General features: G+C 67.5%; 13 protein-coding genes. 10 read left to right on the top strand and 3 right to left on the bottom strand.

The genetic code is table 11. The features are described from left to right. The first annotated feature begins 90 nt into the window (after positions 1-90). Positions 91-6,900, top strand: coding sequence for a hypothetical protein (locus HMI58_RS06615; RefSeq protein ID WP_171618575.1), 6,810 nt, complete (start codon positions 91-93; stop codon positions 6,898-6,900). 2 nt (positions 6,901-6,902) lie between these two features. Continuing rightward, a complete protein-coding gene (locus HMI58_RS06610; protein WP_171618574.1) occupies positions 6,903-10,535 on the top strand; it encodes a hypothetical protein in 3,633 nt (1,210 codons plus the stop codon). A gap of 3 nt (positions 10,536-10,538) precedes the next feature. On the opposite strand, the gene map is transcribed toward HMI58_RS06610, so the two are convergent. Continuing rightward, a complete protein-coding gene (gene map, locus HMI58_RS06605) occupies positions 10,539-11,309 on the bottom strand; it encodes a type I methionyl aminopeptidase (RefSeq protein ID WP_171618573.1) in 771 nt (256 codons plus the stop codon). Between the two features lie 154 nt (positions 11,310-11,463). Between map and HMI58_RS06600 the strand changes: the two genes are divergently transcribed. Together HMI58_RS06600 and HMI58_RS06595 are read left to right on the top strand one after the other, a co-directional pair. Beyond that, complete coding sequence (locus tag HMI58_RS06600; RefSeq protein ID WP_171618572.1) at positions 11,464-11,946, top strand: cation:proton antiporter regulatory subunit; 483 nt, start codon at positions 11,464-11,466, stop codon at positions 11,944-11,946. Positions 11,947-11,953: 7 nt separating this feature from the next. Continuing rightward, positions 11,954-13,144, top strand: a complete 1,191-nt coding sequence (locus tag HMI58_RS06595) for a cation:proton antiporter (RefSeq protein ID WP_171618571.1) — start codon at positions 11,954-11,956, stop codon at positions 13,142-13,144. 20 nt (positions 13,145-13,164) lie between these two features. On the opposite strand, the gene HMI58_RS06590 is transcribed toward HMI58_RS06595, so the two are convergent. Further along, positions 13,165-13,989, bottom strand: coding sequence for a siderophore-interacting protein (locus tag HMI58_RS06590; RefSeq protein WP_171618570.1), 825 nt, complete (start codon positions 13,987-13,989; stop codon positions 13,165-13,167). A gap of 180 nt (positions 13,990-14,169) precedes the next feature. On the opposite strand from HMI58_RS06590, the gene HMI58_RS06585 reads away from it, so the two are divergent. Further along, entirely contained in the window at positions 14,170-14,715 is a 546-nt protein-coding gene (locus HMI58_RS06585; protein ID WP_171618616.1) for a hypothetical protein, read from the top strand. Positions 14,716-14,739: 24 nt separating this feature from the next. Here HMI58_RS06585 and hutH read toward each other — a convergent pair whose 3' ends face one another. Further along, entirely contained in the window at positions 14,740-16,317 is a 1,578-nt protein-coding gene (hutH, locus tag HMI58_RS06580) for a histidine ammonia-lyase (RefSeq protein WP_171586318.1), read from the bottom strand. Positions 16,318-16,443: 126 nt separating this feature from the next. Here hutH and HMI58_RS06575 point away from each other — a divergent pair, with 126 nt between their 5' ends. From HMI58_RS06575 to HMI58_RS06555, 5 genes are all read left to right on the top strand, one after another. Further along, positions 16,444-17,130 (top strand): IclR family transcriptional regulator, encoded by a 687-nt coding sequence (locus tag HMI58_RS06575; protein ID WP_171618569.1) that lies wholly within the window; start codon positions 16,444-16,446, stop codon positions 17,128-17,130. Then, on the top strand, positions 17,127-18,821 hold the full coding sequence (gene hutU, locus HMI58_RS06570; protein ID WP_171618568.1) for a urocanate hydratase: 1,695 nt from the start codon (positions 17,127-17,129) through the stop codon (positions 18,819-18,821). Before HMI58_RS06575 ends, hutU begins: the two co-directional genes overlap by 4 nt. 161 nt (positions 18,822-18,982) lie before the next feature. Beyond that, positions 18,983-20,209, top strand: a complete 1,227-nt coding sequence (locus tag HMI58_RS06565) for an allantoate amidohydrolase (RefSeq protein WP_171618567.1) — start codon at positions 18,983-18,985, stop codon at positions 20,207-20,209. After that, complete coding sequence (locus HMI58_RS06560; protein ID WP_171618566.1) at positions 20,206-21,555, top strand: formimidoylglutamate deiminase; 1,350 nt, start codon at positions 20,206-20,208, stop codon at positions 21,553-21,555. Before HMI58_RS06565 ends, HMI58_RS06560 begins: the two co-directional genes overlap by 4 nt. Beyond that, positions 21,552-22,757 (top strand): amidohydrolase family protein, encoded by a 1,206-nt coding sequence (locus tag HMI58_RS06555; RefSeq protein ID WP_171618565.1) that lies wholly within the window; start codon positions 21,552-21,554, stop codon positions 22,755-22,757. The genes HMI58_RS06560 and HMI58_RS06555 overlap by 4 nt, the downstream gene beginning before the upstream one ends. The last annotated feature ends 41 nt before the right edge of the window (positions 22,758-22,798 follow it).

Genomic DNA, 22,798 nt, shown 5'->3' with positions numbered 1-22,798 from the left:
ATCATCAGGAATGTGGTTGTCGAGTTTCTTCTGCGGGTCCATACTCGTCTCATTCTGACGTGCTTGGACAGCCGCTGAGGAGCCGGGGCCATGCCTTCACTCTTGGATACGCTCACGCCCCTGCTGGGTGATGGCACCGATCTCGGCGATTTCGGTGACGCCCTCGACGAATTCACCGTCGACGATGCGCAGAACCCCACCAATCCCGACGGCGTCACGGTCACCGGATCAGTGTCGTTCGCCGCAGGACTGAGACTCGGCGTCGACGTCGTCAGTAAACGGCTGGTCTGGACACCCGCCTCGACGGCAGGGGGAGAGGACGCCTTCGGGGAGAATTCCTGGATTGATGTCCGCAACACCACCCTCGCTTTTGAACTTCAAGTCCCCGGGCTGGACGGCGAGGATTTCACCCTTGACCTAAGCCTGAGCAATATTGTCCTGAAAGCCCCGTTCCTCAGGGGTGCCAGGCATGCCAGCCCGGGCGAGTTGGTCCCTGACCCCCAGAACCCGGAGGTCACGTTCACCCTGCCGGATGTCGAGTTCCAGATTTTCGGCGCCGGTGGGGGCACTGACGCCAGGTTCCTGGGACTGGGCGACACCGGGACTGACGACCCGGCGATCGCCGCTTTCGTTACGATGCAGCCCCCATTTGCATTCATCGGGTCCACGGACGTGGTGGGGTTCGGCTTCCGGTCCGGCATGCTGGACCTCTCAGGCGATGCCACCCCGCCTGCCGTCCTCGATCTCCTTAACCTCGGCGCCGAGTGGCAGGGCCTCTACCTGCCGGAAATCCGACTCTTCGTCGCCCCGAACGGCGCCCGTGACCTCTGCGTCGACGCTGGCGCCAGAAACCTCCTCATTGGATTCGGGAAGACCTCGGGAGTGTCCGGCGACTTCGATCTGACCGTCGCCTACCAGGGTGCCGGTGCCCTCCAACTCGGTGCACGCTTTTACGACGCCGCCGGTCGCTGCTACTCACCGGTCGGCACAACAGAGACCCGCACGGTCACCCTGCCGCCGCTGACCCGGATGGTCGCCGACGTCGACGGCGGACTGGCCCCCTATACGTTCACCATCTCCATCGACGGCGCCGCTCAGCCACCGGGCAGGGTCACCGACATTGACCTCTCGGCGAACCCCACCCGGAGCATCGTCATCACCGTCAGGGATGGGAGCGGCACCCCGCAGACGGCTACGCTCACCCTGACGACGTCGGCCCTCGCCACAGTGCCGGGCGGAGGGACCAACGCCCAGCTCCGCACCCTCAGCACCACCTCCGGAACAGTACCTGCCGCGTCGCCTCGGCTACGGATCGACTCCGAGGCTGCAGCGGGCACGACGACGACAGTGGTCCTCGCCCTCGACGTGGACGCAGCGACTGCGGCAACCACCGAATGGCGGGTCAACGGTGGGGCGCCCACGACAGGACCCACCCTGTCCGTGCCGGTGGGGCCGGGGCAGCGCTTCGCGGTGCAGGCGCGCCTGCCTGGCTCCAGCGCCGTCGGGCACGCCACCGCCCACTATCGCTTTGACACACCCGACCGCGGCGCCGAAGCCTCGGCACAGAGCCGCTCCGCACCCGCCCCCAATGCCGGAGCCACCACACCCTGGACGGCGGGCACCGACACCGATGACACCCTGCGGCCGCTCCTCGCCGCACTTCCCACCGGCCACCCCATCACCATCAGGGGGTACGCCAGCTTCGAGGGCACCGACACCCCGACCGTGCGCCAGTACAACGAACGTCTAGCACGACGTCGTGCAGACGCACTGCAGTTACGCATTGAACGGCTGTGTCAGGAGCCAGCCCTCGCCGGACGGAACCCCTCGATCACCGCGGTGGCCGACATGTCGGGGTGGACCAGCCAGGGGCCAGCCCTCGACGTCCGACGAACCTTTTGGAAAGCCGAGGCAACCTGGCCGCCCGTCACCACCGGGGACACGCTGGTCACCGCCGAACTGTGGCGCGAAGAAACCACCGGTCCCGGCACTGACCTGACCACGCCCGATTCCGACGCAGGCACCCGGCCCAACCCGCCCTCCTGGTTCCGGAAGCTCGGCACGGTGGTCAGGATCGTCAGGAACACCTTCGTCTCCTGTGAGGTGTTCGGCGAGTTCGACATCCAGACGCCGGCAGAGAACCGGCTTGCCGGCGAAATGAATCCGGAACGCGAGGAACTCAGCGCTGCCCGGGCCATCGGCAGAAATCCCGCCGACGGCATCATCAGGATCCGTTTCCTGATCGAAATCGACGAGGCCGTCGGCTCGGTGAAGATCACCGCCCAGTACGGGGCGCATCCCGAAGACACGGACGGCCTGTACCTGTGGGGAATCCGGCCCGGGGAACCACTGCAGGACCCGGAATTCGGGTTGGACTTCTTCGGCGCAACAGTCGTCTTGATGCCGCTGCTGTCCCAAACCGCCGGGGCCGTCGCCAACGAGGGCGGGATCGTCCAGATGGGTGTCACCGCGGCGATGCTTGGCATTCCGGCAGCAATCGCCGCCACACAGATCGTCAAGACCGAACGGGTGGTGTGGCATGGTGGCGAAGTTCTCCTGAACGCCGTCCCGGGAGCCAACGAACTGGTAGTTCTCTTCGATATCGAAGCTGCCATTTCCATGAACATCTTCGACCTGGTGACCATCACCCGGGAAGCCCCGCTGACCGTCCGGTACAAAGCCGTCGGGATCAGGCTGGGCGACGGCCTTGCCGGGCAGCCGTTCCAGTTCCGGCCGGTATTCGACGCCTCCAAGGGCTACTCGATCGATGTGTCGGTTCCAGGTGGCCTCAACATCGCCGAACCGCTCGGCCAGCTGCTCCAGGTACTCGGCGCCCGGGTGGCGCGCAACAACCCTCTGATCTTCGAGATCGATCTGGGCTTCGCCATCGATCTGGGGGTGGTCAGCATCGACAGGGCCCGGTTGCGTGTCGCTTTCGAACCCTTCAGTTTCGCCATCACCGCCTTCGGGGCATCGATCGACATTCCGGGGGCCGTGGCCGGGAAGGGGTACCTCGAGCTGAGCCAGACCGAGGTCAAGGGGCAGCTGGACCTGACGCTGGTCCCGGTGTCGGTGCGGATTGCCGCCGGGGTGGGAGTGGCGAACATCAGCGCTGAGGAGGGCGGACCAGCGACTGGGGTGATCGTGACCCTTGAGGTGGAGTTCCCTGTCGCCATCCCGCTAGGGCAGAGCGGCATCGGGATCTACGGGTTCATGGGCCTGTTCGCCATGAACTACTCCCGCGATATGACCGGCATCGATACTTCCAACATGGCTCCCGCACTGGCCTGGCTCCGGGCCACCGGGGGCAACCCCCTGAACGTGGCGTTCTGGAAGCCCGAGGTCAACACCTGGGCCTTCGGAGTCGGCGCGATCATCGGCACCATGGGCAGCAGCGTGATCTTCAACCTCAAGGGCCTGATCATGCTGGAGCTGCCCGGCCCGCGGCTGCTGCTGATCATGAAGGCGAAGCTTCTGGCGATCATGCCCAACCTCGGAGGAAACGCTGAGGGTGTCTTCCTCGCCGTGATCGACCTCGACATGGGACGCGGGACCCTCACCATCGGGATCTCCATCGATTTCGAGATCTCCCCGCTGCTGGAGCTCCACATCCCAGTGGAGGCGTTCTTCAACTTCACCGATGTTGCGGACTGGCACCTGTACCTTGGCCGACAAAGCAGCCCCATCCACGCCAACATTCTGGAAGTCTTCGACGGCACGGGCTACCTGATGCTTTCCGGCAACGGACTCGCCCTGGAGAATCTGCCGGAGGTCTACGGGTTCTCTATCGGGACTGGCCTCCACGTCTCCTTCGAATGGGGAGACCGCAGCAGCGGTCTCTACGCCGAACTCGCCGCCGGCTTCGATGCCGTCGTGGGCTTCGACCCGTTCTGCCTTGCCGGCATTCTGTATGTCAGGGGCAGCCTCCATCTCTTCATCATCGAAGTGAGCGCGTGGGCCAAGCTTGAGGTCTTCGTGGGGGAGAAGATGATCGGGGGAAACCCTGCCAAGGTGTCCCGCATCAGCGGCGAGATCTGTGGACGGGTGAAGTTCCTATTCTTCTCGGTGCAGGGGTGCGTCACCTTCGAGCTCGGTGAAACAGTCATCCAGACCCCGCCCCCGCCACCCCTCGTGGAAGTGCTCAAACTCGTCGGCAGATCACCGGCACTGGTCCAGGGGTCCGGTGTCGACAAACCCATCGACAGTGGCCTGGCCGACGCCGCAGAGTCACTCGCCGCACTGAGCCCCGAGATGGGAGTGCCGCTGGACGCCGTCCCGGTGCTGATGATGAATCTTCCACCCGTACCCGACCCGGCGGTGCGGTTCAAAGGCGAAGTGCTGGCCGGGAGCACCGGGGTTGCTCCCGGCGGGTGGGTGAAGAAGGGCTCTGCCTCGTACAAGTTCACCCTCACCTCGGTCACGCTGGACGCTGTGGGACCCGACGGCGCTGTGTTGCCGGGCGGGTTCACCGACGGATCGACTCCCGCCACCTGGTGGCAGCAGAAGAGCGGCGACACCGCATTGTCGGCTCAGCTGGCACTGCTGAGCTGGCTCCCCGAAGGAACCCCCAAGGCGGTCGAAACCGGGTACATCCTCGAAGAGTCAGTCACCGACAGCTGGGGGACGATCTGTGACCCCATCGCCCCGCCGACGTCGGTCCTGTTCACCTTCCTTGGCGAACCTCTGGGACCGTCCGATGCCGGTTGGCAGCTCGATGGGACGCCGTGGCCCGACCCGCCGGGCAGCCACCGTTCGACGCCCCCTGCTACGCGGCTATTCGTCACCGAGCGCTGGCGCTCGGGCGACTTCTCGGTCGATAGCCTCCTCGCCGTCGTTCCCGCCCAGGTCGAAGGCCTCGCCGTCTCCTGCCCGGAGGGCCGCGACTCGAACCGGGCAGCCCCCAACCGGGCCGGGAGGTACGACGGCGACAACCCGGTCCTCGCCGCGATTGGCGGGAAGGAACCAGAGGATACGGTGCTGCCCCGGATCGACTGGGGCGACGTGATCATCAACCCGGATCCAGACCGTACCGTCCACCGGGCGCAACTGTTGGATGGCGTTCCGATCAAGCAGGGCCGCGCGAAGTGCTCGTCCCGGGCGCTCGCCGCCCCTGTCTATGACGCCCGGGAACCGATGCATCACGGGGACGACGAGCGGAAGCAGGACATTCACGACGGGTGGAAAGCTGCAGGATTCCGGCCGGGGCCGCTCGACAATGCCGTCGTCCTGCACACTGGCCCCTTTGCACACGCAGTGTTGTTCCTGCTGGTGCGCAGGGAGTTGCTTGAGGGAGGGCTGGTGGTCTGCACGTACGACGCCGGCGAGAACGAGCTGGCCAGGGAACCCGTCACCCCCGCAGCCACCAGCCTTCCGCCACGGTGGACCGATCCTACGGGCCCCTGGTCAACTGATGCGTTCCTGCTCAGCCAGCAGGCCACCGCGATGGCCCGTCTGGGCTACCTCGGTGTCCTCGTGGAGGTGAAAGGCGGTGAGGCTGCCGACCACTTACAGATCGGGATGCCTCCGGAGGAAGCAATCAACGAACGCCTCGATGTGCGCGGCTACTACCTGGCCGGCACCGAGCTGACCAGTTACGCCGAATACCTGCGGTACGACTGGGACGAGAGAGACCGTGTCTCCCGTCAGAGCGCCATCGCCAACGTCCTCGGAGGTGACACTGACGATTACGCGCTGCTTCACCCCGATACCGTCTACCGCGCCACTATCGGCTACTCGGTGCAGGCACGGCCGGTGCTCCCGGACGGAACTGATGGGCCCGCAGCCGACGTTCCCAGTTCCCCGCAGGAGTTCTTCTTCAGGACCGACAACCTCCCGCCCCGCCGACTCGACCCCTGGATTCTTGGCAGCACCCCCCAGGAAGGCGAACGACACTTCCCCACCGGAGAACCGATCAGGATCATTTTCGGGACCACCAACGTGGTCAGGATGTTCGCCGCCTACGGCAAGCGGCTCCAGGTGCGGCTACGCTCCTCGGCCTTCCGGCCCATCCAGGCCAAGCCCGGTTTCGTCCACCCGCTGGAGTTGCTCCCCTGGACCCCTGGCGGCCACAACAACCCGGACCTCGTTGCGGCAGCGGTGCTCTCGCCCTGGGAGCAGGCGCTCGCCGGTGTGGTGACAGGCAGCTGCATCCCGGTGGATGAGGAACGGGTCAGGCATTCAGTGGTGACGGTAGGAGTGGAACTCGAAAGCTACACCGACTACATCATGGATGTGGAGTCCGTCGACCTGACGGCATCCGACGGCGCCCAGGGGGAGGTGATCTGGCGCCGGTCCTTCAGCACCGGGGCTTTCACCACCGTCGAGGAGTTCAGCGGATCGTTCGCCGACGCCAGGATTGTGCACCGGTACGCTGCGCCGGGCGCACTCCAGGACGTTGCCGCTTCCTTCGCTGTCCGCCCGCCGGAGGGCGCCGAACTGGATCAGGCGCTGTTCCTCGCAGGACTGGAGCCGATGGGAGTGCCCACAGCGGGCCAGATTGTGGTGTTCTGGGAAACGGCGGCCGCCGCCGGTTCACTGCCGCAGCCGGCAGCCGTGCTGCTTGATGCTTCGGAGCCCATGTGGCGAAGCCGGGCGGTGGCCGTGGAGGAGGTCGATGCGGCGGTAGCAGGCAACCGCCGTTACGCGATGGTGCAGCGCGGGTGGCTGGAACTCGCCGAAGGTGCCAGCCCCGACGCCATCGTGGACCTGATTGTCCGGGCCCCCGGAGGCCAGCGGGCCCTGGTCTGTCTCAAACCCGGATCGCGGGGCAAGGGGCTCAGCCTGGTCCTGGATCGTCTCGCTCAACCGGAGACGTATCTCGACGGGCCGGCCGCCGCCGACATTGCCTACCCTGTCGCCGACCTTTTGCTCACCACCGCACCGTGGGAAGAAACCGACTGATCATGAGCTACGTATTCAATCCACGCCGGTTCCAGGCTGAAGGCGTCGCCATCAATTGGGCGGTGCACGCCCGCACTCTGGGCGGGCTCAAAGAGTATTCGCGCACCCTGAAGGTCAGACCGGCGAACGTACAGCTGCGGTGGCTGCCCAATCAGGAGATAGGCATTCCCAGCCGACCCTTCAGCGTGTGGCGCCGGGCGAGCATGCGCGCGGAAATCACTGACCTGGACTTCCGCGCAGTTCTCGTTCCCTCACTGGGCGGGCGCACCCTGGTGACCTGGCCCGGTGTTCGGCTGGTCACCACCCAGCTGGCCCTCACCGGGAGCGCAGGCTACATCTATGCCTTTGCCGGCTGGCCCAGCACCTCCGGTGCCGTGGCCGTCAGGCGTTTCGAACCCGGAGCCGGAACAGTAAGGATCGGTGCGGGGGCCATGGACGGCCTCCTGGTCGACCCGGGCATCAGTATCGAATCGCTCCTGGGCACAGACCTGTCGCAGTATGACGAGGGAATGGGCTGGGAAGAGCTGGAACGGGTGGGTCTTCCGGTGGATGGTGCACGGTGGACAGGCACCGCCTACGGCAGCCACCTGCAGGGCATGCTGGTCGACGGATCCGGCTCCTCCCCGGCCCTCACCGACCCTGTGGTCGCCGCCGGGCAGCGGCTGGAGCGGGGTGCGCCGTCGTCGGGCTGGGACCCACAACTGGCCGCCGGAATCACGGCACCGGGGTGGCAGGAGCCGGACTTCACCGCTGTCATCGCTGACGCCAACGACTCGCTGGTGCACCACCTCGCGGTCATCTCCCACGCCCATCCGCCGCGGGACCATGCTGGGCGCACCATCGCTGTCACCATGCCGCCGCCCGCCAACTCCGGTGGCGGCTCAGCACCGGGTGATCCGACCACCTCCCTTGTCTCGCCCTGGGGGATGACCCTGCTCGCCGCCGGAACGGATCCCTACGCAGCACTGGCGCTGGGCATGGGTACTGCGTACGGGCCCGATGACCTTCCGAAGGACGATCACGGCGAGCGCAGCGACTACGACTTCCTGGTGACTGCCACCTACGAAAAAGGGCTCGACGGGCAGTCGGCCGAACGCACCTATGCGGCTGTGATCCCCTCCCCGCAACCAGGGATTGCGCCCCTGGCACCGGCCGGCGCAACGGTCCAGAAAATGGGGTACCTGCGTCCCGCGGCCCGTGACCTACCGTGGCGGACGTCCCTGCGCACGGGGTGGGAGCGGCCACCGATGACCCCGCTAGCCCGCCCGCGCAGCTACGCCTTCGCCCGGCTTTCCCACCCGGGGGACCTCGCCGCGTCGTCGCTCCTACCCCCAAGGATCGGTGGCGGATGGCTGCCAGGGGTGATCAACGATGCCCAAATGGACGGGGACCCAGCGCCCCACAAAATCTCCGCTGTGGACCGCGAGATTCCGATCCCACCCGATCCGGGCAGCATCTCGCCCGCCTACTCGGTGGCGCACCAGGACCTCTACGGGCTGTGGAGCAAATGGCGGTCCGCCAGCACCTCAGTCGACCAGCCGGGAGTCGACGCCGTGCGGATTGTCAGCGCCGCGCTGACGGCAGTGGGCAGCCCGACGGCGGGAAGCCCGGTCGCCGGGCAACTCGAGGTCGAGTTCCTCTGGGACTGGTCAGCCAGGGGGCCACAGACCATCAGGTTTGCTGGCAGACTGTTTGCCGCCCCGTTGCACGGGGCGAAGCCGCCAGACACGTCGGTGCCCGTCGGGATGCAGCGCAGCCTGGGTGGTGGTGGAGCATTCGTGGACGTCGAGTTCACCGGCGACCATGCTCAGCACGCCGGTGTGCCCCTGACGGGTATCAATCTTGCAGGCGACGCCGTGGTGCCCATGGGTGCCGCAGGGCAGGGGGAGCGGGAACGGCGTTACCGGCTCCGCGTTCCCGGTTTCACCCTTGACTTCGATGCGTCGGGACACCTTGGTTTGGCACTCTGGGCTGTTGGGCAGGAACGTGTGGCACCGCACCGGTGGGGCAACTGGCCCACCGAGCCCAGTGTCGTCACGACCTCCGATCCCCGGCCCCCGGTGGTCATCATGAACACCCTGCCCACCGTTGCCCTCGGCAGTCTCCCGGACGCCAACGGGGAATCGCACGCTCGGCTGTCCTGGTCGGCTGCCGGATCGGTCGCCGGCTACGCAATCTACGAGTCCACTGAGACCAAGCTGGCGCAGACCGCGGGGTCGCCGCCAGCGGATATCGAGACCACCCTGTCCGAGCGGCTCGAAGCGATGAAGGCCGTGTTCAACGCCGACCCGTCCCGGCGGGCGTTCACCCGCCGGAACTCCACCCTGATCACCGGTACCTCAGCCGACGTGACCCTGCCCCGCGGCACCACCGACATTCACGTCTTCGTGGTCATTGGGGTCAGCGCCGGTCAGATCGAGGCGACGTGGCCGTCCGGCCCCAGTGCCTCCGACCAGTGGTTTGCCTACGCCGTGCCCCGCCGGTCACGTCCCGCACCACCAACACTCGAACTCCATCCGCTGCAGGATGGGGGGATCAACAAGGCGCGGGTGCTGGTGGGCGCGCGCGACGGCGCACCGGTGACCCGGGTGGAACTGCACCGGGTCAGGGTGGACGAGGCTGTCGCATCCCTGGGGACCATGGGGCCGCCCGTGGCAGCCGTCTCGGCGGGCACCCCCGGGTGGACAGTCGGTCAGGGGCTAGCACCCGGTGGAGGAATCCGGACCCTTGATGGCTTCGACGTCCCCGATGGGTCCTGGAAACGGGTCTGGTACCGGGCGACCGCCTGGAGCAGCGATGACCCATCACGGGGCATCCTGGGGGACCGCTCGGACGCCAGTTCGGCCGCATGGGTGGTGGTACCCCCGGCGGGACCCCCTGATCTCTCCTCCCTTGACCTTTCGCCCGGGCCAGGCGGTGCGGGTGAGGCAGTAATCACCTGGACCAGCCGGGCACCGGCCACCCCTAGCCCGCTCGGCACCCATCGGATCACCGTGTCCGCGACCGTCCCCCTCGGCGCAGCGCTGATCAGCTCATCGGAACAGCTTGGCCTGGTCTCCGAGGTGGAGCCAGCCACAGGGTCGGGATTCTGGCGGATCGAGGGCGCTGGCGGTGCCGCAACCGGCTATCGGGCACTTCTCCGTCGCGCCGATCCAGGGGACACCGTCGAGGTGAGTGTGACAATAACCGACCCCCTCGGCCGGACTACCACTGAAACGGTGACCGTCCCGCCCGGGGCGCTGCTCCCTGCACCGGAGGTGACGGGGCTGGCCCTGGCGCGCCGTCAACCCCTTGCGGGCGCGCTTGCCGAATGGACGAGCAACACGCCACCGGTGGCCACTCCCGCCGGATCCTATCGGCTACGGGTGACCCTGCGGCCCCGGGCGGCCAGCCCGCTCCCGGTGCGGCCACCCCGGCCGGTGGTGATTGATGTGCTGCTGGAGGATGTGCCGGTGGCCAACCCCACAACAGCGTCCGCGCGGACGCTCGTGGGGCGGTATCCAGGTCGTGCCGGCGGATACTGGGTGTACAGCCCTGCGGTCCCGGAACGGATCACTGTGAGTCTGGCGGCCCCGGATGGCCGAACCGCCGAGCAGTCCATTCAACCGCGACCGAACCAACTGCGGCGGCCATGATGGTTAGCGGGGAAGGGTGAGAATCTCGGCTCCATCATCGGTGATGGCGATCGTGTGCTCGCTGTGCGCGGTCCGACAACCCGTGGCGCTGCGAAGCGTCCATCCATCGGCATCGGTGAGCAGGGTTGCGGTGTCCGCCATGATCCAGGGCTCGAGCGCGAGCAGCAGCCCGGGGCGCAGCACGTAGCCGCGGCCCGGCCGCCCGGTGTTGGGAATGTGGGGGTCCTGGTGCATTGTCGAACCTATCCCATGGCCACCGAACTCGGTGTTGATGGGGTAACCGGCGTCGCTGAGCACCGCCCCGATGGCATGCGAGAGGTCGCCGATGCGCGCGCCGGGACCGGCTGCGGCGATTCCCGCACGCAGGGCCTGCTCGGTGGTGCTGATCATGGCGACGCTTTCCGCGGGACGCGCATCACCCACGATGAAGCTGATCGCCGAGTCCGCTGCGATGCCGCGCTTGGAGACCGCCAGATCGAGCGTCAGCAGATCCCCATCCACGAGGGCGTAATCGTGGGGGAGCCCATGAAGCACTGCGTCATTGACGGCCGTGCAGATGTAATGCCCAAACGGGCCGCGGCCGAAAGAGGGCGCGTAATCCACATAGCAGGACTGTGCCCCGGCGTCGGCGATCATCGTCTTCGTCCACGCATCGATATCCAACAGGTTCGTACCCACCGTGGCGCGGCTTTTCATCGTCTGCAGAATGTCGGCAACCAGGGCGCCGGTGTCCCTGGCACGGGTCAGTTCGGTGGGGCTCAGGATCTCGATCATTCGGCGCCTTTCATACGCAATGCTCATGCACCCACCCACTATCCCCGTAAGGGGAGACCACGGCAACCGGCCCGCCCGCTCGGCTGAACCGGGCGGGGCCCAGGTGGCCGTTCGCCCCGGGTGGAATGCCGCTGCCAAGGTCTAGAATTGAATCATGAAGGTCGACAAAACGCCGCTGCCGGGAATCGGTATGCGCAAGGACATTGTGACGTCCTCCGGGCGCCGCATTGGAACTGTCACACAGCGCGACGGCGAGACCGCGCTCATCATCTCCCGGCAGGATGACCCGGACGCCTGCCTCGTCTCCGTCCCGCTCACCGCCGACGAAGCCGCGACACTCGGTAACCTGCTCGGTGCCCACCAGCTGGTGGCCCAGCTGACCGAGGAACACCGTGATCTTCCGGGGGTGAACACCCGGCAATTCCTTATTGCCCGCGGTTCACCGTTCGAGGGGTACCGCCTCGGAGACACCAGGATGAGAACCCGCACCGGCGCCTCAGTGGTGGCGGCGCTGCGCGACGGCAAGGTTGAACCCTCGCCGAACCCCGATTTCACCCTGCAGACCGGGGACCTCCTGGTCGCCGTCGGAACGTCGGACGGTCTGGAAGCGGCCGCCGAAATCCTCGGCGGCGGCTGAGTCCGGCTTGGAGGCCGGTAGTGCGCTGACGCTGATCGAACTGGGGGCTGTGTTCTTCTGCCTCGGCATCCTGGGGCGTCTTGCTGGACGGATCGGCCTCTCACCCATCCCGCTCTACCTGCTGGGCGGGCTTTTCTTCGGGCACGGCGGTTTCATTGAACTGGAGGGCCTGAACGAGTTCAGCGAAATTGCCAGCGAGATCGGCGTTATCCTGCTGCTGCTCATGCTGGGCCTTGAGTACACGGCCAAGGAACTGGTTACCGGGCTCCGGCAGTCCTGGCTGGCCGGTGTCCTCGACATAGTCCTGAACTTCACCCCCGGCGCTGTGGTGGCGCTCCTCCTCGGCTGGGGGCCGGTGGGTGCCATGGTGATGGGCGGCGTCACCTACATTTCGTCGTCGGGAATCGTGGCGAAGGTACTGACCGATCTGGATCGACTGGGTAACCGGGAAACCCCTGTCATCCTGTCCCTGCTGGTATTTGAAGACCTTGCCATGGCCGTGTACCTGCCCATCCTGACCACTGTCCTCGCCGGCGCCAGCTTTGCCGGCGGGATGCAGGCGGTCGGAATCTCGCTGGTGGTGGTCACCGTGGTGCTCATCATTGCCCTGCGGTTCGGGAACGTGGTCTCGGCGATTGTGGACAGCAAGGACCGGGAGGTCTTCCTCCTCACAGTGCTCGGTGCCGCGCTCCTGGTGGCGGGCGTCGCGGCAGCGATGCAGGTATCGGCGGCCGTGGGGGCCTTCCTCCTCGGCATCGCCATCTCGGGGGCCACAGCGACCAACGCCACCCGGCTCCTCGAACCACTGCGTGACCTGTTCGCCGCGATCTTCTTCGTGGTGTTCGGGCTGAACACCGCCCCGGCGACCATCCCCCCGGTGCTCGGGATCGCGATCCTCCTGGTCCTCATCACGTCGACCACCAAGATTGCTACCGGCTGGTGGGCAGCCCGCCAGCACGGGGTGGGACGGCTGGGACGGGCACGGGCCGGCGTCGCCCTGATCGCCCGCGGCGAGTTCTCGATCGTGATCGCGGGCCTGGCGGTCGCGTCGGGGGCGATCACCGGGGAGCTTGCCGCCCTGGCCAGTGCCTATGTGCTCCTGACAGCGGTCCTCGGACCGGTCGCTGCCCGCCTGGTCGAACCGGTGATGGGCAGGCTGCAGCGCCGACCCCGGCCGGAACCACTGCCAGCCACCTGAGCGTCGCGGGTAAACGGACCTCAGTCGAGGATTTTGCCGACCGGTTCTTTCTTCTCCGCCTGGAACCGGTCTTCGGTGCGGCCCAGCGCCCAATAGCCGGACAGCGATACCTGGCTGCGTTCCAGACCGTGCTTGACGAAGAACACATCCCGCAACTGCTTCATCGACTCCCGCTCGCCGTGGGCAAAGACGTGCACCCGGCCATCACGCCATGAGGCTTGCTGGAGGGCAGCGGCCAGGAGGGTCCCCGCCGTCGCCCCGCGACGGTACAGCCAGACAAGTTCGACGCCGGACGGGGCAGTGAGATCCAGACGGTCCGGCTCATCCTCCACCTCAAGGAAGGCCATCCCGACGGCGTCGGCGGGCAGTGACTCCAGGGCAGCGGCCACTGCGGGCAGTGCCGTTTCGTCGGCGGCGTAAAGGTACCAGTCGGCCTCTGGGTTGGGAGAGTAGCCGCCACCGGGCCCCGCCACCACCAGGGTGTCACCGGGCTGGGCCGACGCCGCCCACGGTCCGGCGAGACCCTCGTCGCCATGCACCACAAAGTCGATGGCCAGCTCCTGGGCCGCATAGTCCACCCAACGGACGGTATAGGTCCGGGTGACCGGGAGGTCGGCAGGGTCGAGGGTTTCACGGAGCGCCTGGTGGTCGTACGGCGGCACCAGCCCCAGCTCGGGTTTGGCGAAGTGGATTTTCACATACCGGTCGGTGAAGTCATTACGGCCAAACGAGGCGAACCCATCCCCGCCGGCAACTACCCGCACCATGGCCGGAGACAGCCACTCGGTGCGCTGGACGGTCAGGATGGACTGAGGCTTGGGCTTGCGTACTGGGGCGACACTCACTGGCTGGATCTCCTTTGGCGGGTTTGTCCAAGGCTAGCAACACGGTGCCGTGGTCAAGATCCACCGATCCCACCGAGACCCACGTAACGGTTCGGGGTCAGAGAGTTTCCGTCCGGCGCTTTACTGCCGTCGTCGCGATATCTTTGATTCATCAAATCCACAACCCATGAGGGGTGCATGATGAAAAAACTTGGCGCGTTGCTGGCAGCATTCCTGCTGGTGCTCGGTCTGGGACTGGTGGTTCCAACCGCTGCCACGGCAGCGCCGTACTGCGGTATAACCTGGGGCTCGCTGGCGAAAACCAGTGCGCCGATGACCACTGCGCCCATCACGAATGTGAGGGCGGGACAGCACCCCTGCTTTGACCGGATGGTGGTCGATATCCGGGGGAAGGGTGCAGGGTACCGGGTCGAATATGTCAGCGCAGTGAGGGCTGACGGAAGTGGCCAGCTCATCCCGTTGCGCGGTGGGGCTTTCCTGCGGGTCATCGTCAAGGCACCGAGCTACGACAGGTTTGGCAACGCCACGTATCGGCCAGCCAACCCGTCGGAACTGGTCAACCTGGCCGGGTACACCACCTTCCGCCAGCTCGCGTCTGCCGGCAGCTTCGAAGGACAGTCCACCTTCGGACTCGGTGTGCGTGCCCGACTGCCCTTCAGGGTGTTCACCCTGGACGGCCCGGGCACTGCCTCACGGCTGGTGGTCGACGTCGCCCACCGGTGGTAGCGGCCTACAAGCCCGCTGAACAGCCTAGGCCAGGGGTCCGCCCAGGGCTTCCTGCACGGCGGTGACCAGCGAACCGTTGTCGACCAGTACCCGCACCGCTTCGATCTCGGGGGCGAGGTAGCGGTCGGTATCCGGTCCCTCAACCACCTCGCGGACCACCGTCCGTGCCGCGTGGATGGCCACCGCACTGCGGGAGGTGGCCAGGCCGCCATCGCGCATGTCCAGCGCGCGGGCGGCCGTCAGGATTTCGATCGCTAGGACCCGGGTCAGGCCATCGAGGGCCCGCCGGAGTTTCAGTCCGGCCGCCCACCCCATGGAGACGTGGTCCTCCTGCATGGCCGAGGAGGGGATCGAATCCACCGACGCGGGATTCGCGAGCCGCTTAAGCTCCGACACAATCCCGGCCTGCGTGTACTGGGCGATCATGTGGCCGGAATCGACCCCTGGGTCGTGCGCCAGGAAGGGGTTCAACCCATGGCTGCGGGCCTTATCGAGGAACCGGTCGGTGCGGCGCTCGCTCATGGAGGCCACATCGGCGACGGCGATGGCGAGGAAGTCCAGCGCGTAACCCACGGGGGCGCCGTGGAAGTTGCCATTGGACTCGACCCGGCCGTCGACAGTGACCACTGGATTGTCGATCGCCGACGCCAGTTCAATGGCCGCCACCGACTCGACATGGGCGAGGGTGGAACGGGCTGCCCCGTGCACCTGCGGCGCGCAACGCAGCGAGTACGCGTCCTGGACCCGGGTGCTGCGGTGGGCGCTGAGCTCTGAAGCGGAGTGCGCCTGGATCAGCGGTGACCCGTCCAGCAGATGGCGGATGTTGGCGGCCGACGAGATCTGGCCCGGATGGGGCCGCAGCGCATGGAGGTCCGCGGCGAACACGCCGTCAGTGCCGAGCAGCCCCTCGACGCTCATGGCTGCCGCAAGATCTGCAGTTTTCAGCAAGCGGTGAAGGTCAGCGGACGCCAGAATCAGCATGCCGAGCATGCCGTCGGTGCCGTTGATCAGGGCCAGCCCTTCCTTTTCGCGGAGCTCCACCGGAGTGATCCCGGCTGCGGCGAGCGCCTCGCTGGCGGGACGGAGGACGCCGTCGTCGTCGCGCACGTCACCCTCGCCCATCAGGGCCAGGGCAATATGCGACAGCGGGGCCAGATCGCCGGAGCAACCCAGCGAGCCGTACTCGCCGATGACCGGGGTGATACCCGCGTTGAGGAGGGCCGCGTAGGTCTGCGCCACGAGGGGACGGACACCGGTCCGGCCGGTGGCCATGGTGGAGAGTCGGCCGAGCATCAGCCCGCGGACAACCTCGCGATCCACCTCCGCGCCTGAAGAGGCAGCGTGGCTGCGGATCAGGCTCCGCTGCAACTGGGTGCGCTGGGCCACCGGAATGTGGGTGGTCGCCAGGGCACCGAAGCCGGTGGACACGCCGTAGTGGGGCATGGGGTCGTTGACGAGGTCCTCAATCACCTGTCGGGAGGCTTCCATCGCGGTGATCGACTCCTGAAGGATCTCGACCCTCGCGCCGTGCCGTGCCACCGCGACGACGTCGTCGGGCCGGAGGGCTCCGACGCCCACGTTGACTGTCTGACTGGTGCCCACCTGCGGACCCGCTTCCACACTAAGTCTTGCCAATGAATGAAAAGAGCGTTTCAATAAGTGAAATGCATTACGTCCTGCAATGCAAGGCCCACCGCACCGAGTCACCCGTAGAAGGAGGCACACCGCATGGCCGACACATCGACCCGTACCGTGGAGCGTGCGCTCCTGCTCCTGGGCGCCGTCTGCGACAGGGGAGCGGTCAGCCTGGCCGACGCCGCCCGCGACGCGTCGCTCTCCGCGTCCACAGCCCTGCGCCTGCTGCGCACCCTCGAAGCCACCGGTTTCGTCAGGAAGGACGACGACGGCTACCGCCCCGGCATGCGCATCGTGCAGCTCGGTGCCCAGGCGCTCAGCCACGAATCCCTCGTGTCGCTGTCAGGTGCAGCCCTGGACCGGCTGGTGGCCAGCACGGGGGAGTCCGCCTACCTCAACGTCCCCGCCGACGACGGGCACGGCATCTACATCGCCGTCCGTGAAGGCACCCACTCAGTCAGGCACACCAGCTGGGTGGGCCGGCGTATTCCGCTCACCGGCACTGCGGCCGGCAGGGTGCTGGCCGGAGAGGCACCCGCCTGCGGCTACGTGGTGGTCCGCAACGGCGTCGAACCCGATGTCACGGCCGTCGCCGCACCCGTCATGATCGGGGACCGGATTGCCGCCTCGCTGAGCGTGGTGGTCCCCAGCTACCGCATCAGTGAGCACCAGGCCGAAATCCTGGGCCAACTGGTCGCCGGCGAAGCATCGGGCATCCTCAACACTTCCACTACCCCCACCCATCCGGGACACCTCACCATCGACGGAGAATCCGCATGAGCACCTCATTCACCCAGCACGACCCCTCCCGCTCCATCCGTGCCGCCCGCGGCACCACACTCACCGCCAAGAGCTGGCAGACCGAGGCACCCCTGCGGATGCTGATGAACAACCTCGACCCCGAGGTGGCCGAACGGCCCGAGGACCTGGTGGTCTACGGCGGAACCGGCCGAGCCGCGCGCAGCTGGGAAGCCTACGACGCCATCGTCAGGTCCCTGGAGGACCTCGAGGATGATGAGACGCTGCTGGTGCAGTCGGGGAAACCCGTCGGTATCTTCCGCACCAACAAATGGGCGCCGAGGGTACTGCTGGCCAACTCCAACCTGGTGGGGGACTGGGCCACCTGGCCCGAGTTCCGCAAGCTCGAAGCCGAAGGTCTGATGATGTACGGGCAGATGACTGCCGGCTCCTGGATCTACATCGGCACGCAGGGCATCCTGCAGGGCACCTACGAGACGTTCGCGGCGATTGCCCGCAAGCTGTTCAAATCCCCGACGGCTACGCTGGCCGGGACACTGACCCTGACCGCTGGCTGCGGCGGCATGGGTGGTGCCCAGCCGCTCGCCGTCACCCTGAACGGTGGCGCGGTGCTGATTGTCGACGTCGACCGGTCCCGGCTGGAGCGCCGCGCCGCGAAACGCTACCTCGACGTCGTCGCCACCGACCTTGAGGACGGGCTGCGCCAGGTGCTGGCCGCCAAGGAGGAGAAGCGCGCCCTGTCGGTCGGCGTCGTCGGTAATGCTGCCGAAGTCTTCCCGGAGTTGCTCCGCCGCCACCTGGCCGGCGAGCTCACCATCGACATCGTCACCGACCAGACCTCCGCCCATGACCCGCTGAGCTACCTCCCCGAGGGAGTGTCCACTGACGAGTGGGACCGCGAGGCGAAGGGCGATCCCGACGGTTTCACCAAAAAGGCCCAGACCTCCATGGCCCACCATGTGGAGGCGATGGTCGGGTTCCAGGACGCCGGCGCCGAGGTCTTCGACTACGGCAACTCCATCCGTGACGAAGCCCGGCAGGGCGGCTACCCGCGGGCGTTCGAGTTTCCCGGCTTCGTCCCCGCGTACATCCGGCCGCTGTTCTGCGAGGGCATGGGTCCGTTCCGCTGGGTGGCGCTCTCCGGCGACCCGGCCGACATCGCCGTCACCGACGCGGCGCTGAAGGAGCTGCTCCCCGAGAACGCCCACCTGCACCGCTGGCTCGACGCCGCCGGTGACCTGGTTGAGTTTGAGGGCCTGCCCGCGCGGATCTGCTGGCTCGGCTACGGCGACCGGGCCAAGGCCGGGAAGATGTTCAACCAGCTCGTCGCCGACGGCAAGGTGTCAGCGCCCATCGTGATCGGCCGCGACCACCTCGATTCCGGGTCGGTGGCCTCACCCTATCGGGAGACCGAGGCGATGGCCGACGGGTCCGACGCCGTCGCCGACTGGCCCCTGCTCAACGCCCTGCTCAACACCTCCTCCGGTGCCACCTGGGTGTCAATCCACCACGGTGGAGGAGTGGGCATTGGCCGGTCCATCCACGCCGGCCAGGTGTCAGTGGCCGACGGGACACCGCTCGCCGCCGAGAAACTGGAACGGCTGCTCACCAACGACCCCGGGATGGGCGTGATCCGCCACGTCGACGCCGGATACCAGCGGGCATCCGACGTCGCGGCAGAGCGTGGAGTCCACATCCCCATGGCAGACTGACTCTTCTGGGGTGTGGGGCCTCCGGCCCCCTGCCGCCGGCTCGACAAAGATTTCCGCTGGCTCGTTCCTCGCTACCGGAAATCCAACTCGCCTACACGGCAGGCGGCCTCCGGCCCCCTGCTCAACCCTGTTGGCATGGAGATTAGATGGTGGAGAAATCGATGAATACCGTTAGTAGCATGCTCGCGTCGATTTCCGGCGTCGGACGTGATTCCCATCGGGGTGGGTACTCCCGGCCGGTGTTTTCCGGGGCCGAGCTTGAGCTGCGCGACTGGTTCACCGCCGAAGCCTCCCAGCGTGGCCTCGAGGTCAGCACCGACCGCAACGGGATCATGTGGGGCTGGTGGGATGCAGCGGCGGGGGACCGGACCGGCGCGCTGGTCACCGGCAGCCACCTCGACTCGGTGCCCGGTGGCGGGGCATTCGACGGACCGCTCGGCGTGAGCGCTGCGCTCGCCGCCGTCGACGTCCTGAAGGAACGCGGCGTCGAGCCGCGACGCTCCCTCGCCGTGACCGTCTTCCCGGAGGAGGAAGGCTCCCGGTTCGGGGTGGCCTGCCTCGGATCGCGGCTCCTCACCGGTGCCATCGACGCCGATAAGGTGCGGAACCTCAAGGACACCGACGGCAACACCTTCGCCGACGTCAGCCGGGCGAACGGACTCGACCCGGCACGTCTCGGCCGCGACGAGGAAGCGCTCCGGACCATCGGCGACTTCGTCGAACTCCACGTCGAGCAGGGCCGGGCGCTGATCGACCAGGGCGCACCGGTCGGCGTCGGCTCCTCCATCCTCGGGCACGGACGGTGGCGGCTGAGCGTCGCAGGTCAGGGCAACCACGCCGGCACCACCCTGATGGCAGACCGCGCCGACCCGATGGTCGTCGCCGCACAGATTATCCTGGCCATCCGCCGGATCGCCGCAGCACAGGATGACGCCCGCGCCACCGTCGGACGGCTGCAGCCAGTCCCGGGCGGCACCAACGTCATCGCCTCGCGCGTCGACCTGTGGCTCGACGTCCGCCACCCCGACGATGCCGTCACTGCTGCCCTCGTGGAGTCGATCCACGGTCAGGCCCAGAAGGCAGCAGCGTTCGAGGGGTGCGCAGTGACACTGACTGAGGAATCCTTCAGCAGCACCGTCCACTTCGATGCACCCCTGCAGCGGCAGCTGCAGAACTCGCTCCGCCGGTCGAACGACGGGAACCCGGTACCAGCCCTGCCCACCGGTGCCGGGCACGACGCCGGCGTGCTGGCCGGTTACGTCCCCTCGGCCATGGTGTACATCCGCAACCCCACCGGCATCAGCCACTCGCCGGAAGAGTACGTCGAACGCGACGACGCCAACCTCGCAGCCACGGCGCTCGCCGACGTGCTGGAAGACCTGCTGTGACGACGTTCTGGTGTGAACAGGCCTGGGTGGCCGGACGGGGGATCCAACAGCGGGTCCGCATTGAAACCGATGACTCAGGCACCATTACCGGCGTGACCTGCGACGTTGACGCCGCACCGGACGACAACAGGGACCTCACCGGTGTGGTGTTCCCCGCCGCCGCCAACGCCCACTCGCACGCGTTCCACCGGGTGCTCCGGGGACGGACCCACGACGGCGGCGGTGACTTCTGGGTGTGGCGTGAGGAGATGTACCGTGCCGCCGGAACGCTGACCCCCGCCAGCTACGAACGGCTCGCCACCGCGGTCTTCGCCGAGATGGTGGTTACCGGCTGGACCAGCGTCGCCGAATTCCACTACGTACACCACCAGCCCGGTGGTGAGCCCTACGGGTCGACCGGGGACGGCCCGCACGCGATGGAGCTGGCCCTGTGCCGCGCCGCGATCGCTGCCGGAATCCGGTTGACGCTGCTGGACACCTGCTACCTCGCCGGCGGCATCGGAACACCGCTGTCTCCCGATCAGGAACGGTTCGGCGACGCCAATGCGGCGGCCTGGCTGGAGCGGTTCGCCGACCTGCGCCGGACTATTGCCGAACACTTCGACCCGGACCTCGTGACCGTCGGGGCAGCCCTGCATTCGGTCCGGGCGGTGCCTGAAACAGCCCTGCGCATCCTCGCCGCAGGCCTCCCCACCGATGTCCCACTCCACATCCACCTGTCCGAGCAGCCCGCCGAGAACGCGGACTGCGAAAAGCACTACGGCACCACACCGGCCGGACTGCTGCACCGGCACGGATTGCTCTCCGACCGATTAAGCGTCGTCCACGCCACTCATCTCACCGCTGAGGACATCGCCCTGTTGGGAGGCGCCGGGACCACAGCAGTCCTGTGTCCCACCACCGAGGCGGACCTTGCCGACGGGATCGGCCCCGCCCGGGCGCTGCAGGACGCCGGAGCGCGGATCGCGCTCGGCACCGACCAGCACGCGGTGATCGACCCCTGGCTGGAAATGCGGGCCCTCGAACATGGGGAACGGCTCGGTTCGGGCCTGCGCGGACGGTTCAGCCCCGCAGACCTGCTCAACGCCGCCACCACCGGGGCCACCCACTCGATGGCCACCCCCGTCTCCGCCATCGAGGTCGGTCGACCCTGCGACCTGGTCAGTATCAACCCGGCGTCGCTGCGCACCATCGGCTCCAGCCCCGCCCAGTTACCCCTCACCGCCACCGCCGCGGATGTGACAGCCGTGGTCGTCGCCGGTCATCTGGTGGCGCGCGACGGACACCATCTCGCACTCGGCGACCCGGCCGGACTGCTGGCCGCTGCCCTGAAAGGAAACGCATGAGCCTCGTGATCACCAACATCGGTGAACTCACCACCCAGGACCGTGAACACACGGTCCTGCGGAACGCCGCGGTGGTGTTCGAGGGAGAACGGATCAGCTGGATTGGCGCGGCAGCCGATGCGCCAGCCGCCGACGACATGATCGATGCGCAGGGCCGGGCAGGGCTTCCGGGCTGGGTGGACAGCCACACCCATCTGGTCTTCGCGGGGGACCGCACCGCCGAATTCGAGGCGCGGATGGCGGGCCAGGACTACGCCGCCGGCGGGATCGCCGTCACCACTGACGCGACCCGCACTACGTCCGATTACGACCTCACCCGACTGCTCCTGGGCCGGGTCGCCGAAGCGAACGCGGGCGGCACCACCTACCTGGAAACCAAGACGGGGTACGGGCTCGACGTCGAGCACGAGGGGCGCAGCGCCCGCATCGCCGCCGGCGTCGTCGACGAGGTGACGTACCTCGGGGCGCATCTGATTCCCGCAGGGATCGACCCCGACCAGTATGTCCGTCTGGTCTGCGGTCCCATGCTCGACGCCGTCCGCCCGTACGTCAGCTGGGCCGACGTGTTCTGTGAGCGCGGAGCCTTCAGCGCCGAGCAGTCCCGCGAAATCCTCACGGCCTGCCGCGACGCGGGACTGGGACTGCGGGTCCATGGAAACCAGCTGGGTCCCGGTGCCGGGGTGCAGCTCGCCGTCGAGTTCGGCGCCGCCAGTGTAGACCACGTGAACTACCTGGACGAGGCGGACATCGCTGCCCTCGCCGACAGTTGGTCCGGGTACGACGACGGCACCGGACCCCGGGGAACGGTCGCCGGCTGCCTGCCCGCCTGCGACCTGTCCACCCGCCAGCCCCTCGCGCCGGGGCGTGCTCTGCTGGATGCCGGTGTCCAGATCGCGCTGGCCTCCAACTGCAACCCCGGCACCTCCTACACCACCTCGATGGCCTACTGCGTGACCACTGCAGTGCTTCAGATGGGGCTCAGCGTTCACGAAGCCGTCCGGGCCGCCACCTTCGGGGGCGCGCTGGCCCTGCACCGGGAAACGGGGACCGACGACGACGGCGCCCGCGCGGTCGGGTCCCTCGCCGTCGGGCACCGGGCGGACCTGCAGTTGCTGAACGCACCGTCGGCCACCCACCTGGCGTACCGCCCGGGAGTGCCGCTGACCCACGCCGTCTGGAAGCAGGGCAACCGGATCGGCTGAGCCCCGGCGGGGGAACCGAACGGCACAGGGTCCGGTGGCGC

The organism is Arthrobacter sp. 147(2020), from assembly GCF_013116715.1.
GTDB lineage: Bacteria > Actinomycetota > Actinomycetes > Actinomycetales > Micrococcaceae > Arthrobacter_D.
Note: the sequence above shows the minus strand (reverse complement) of the source record. Positions and strands in the feature narration are given on the sequence as shown.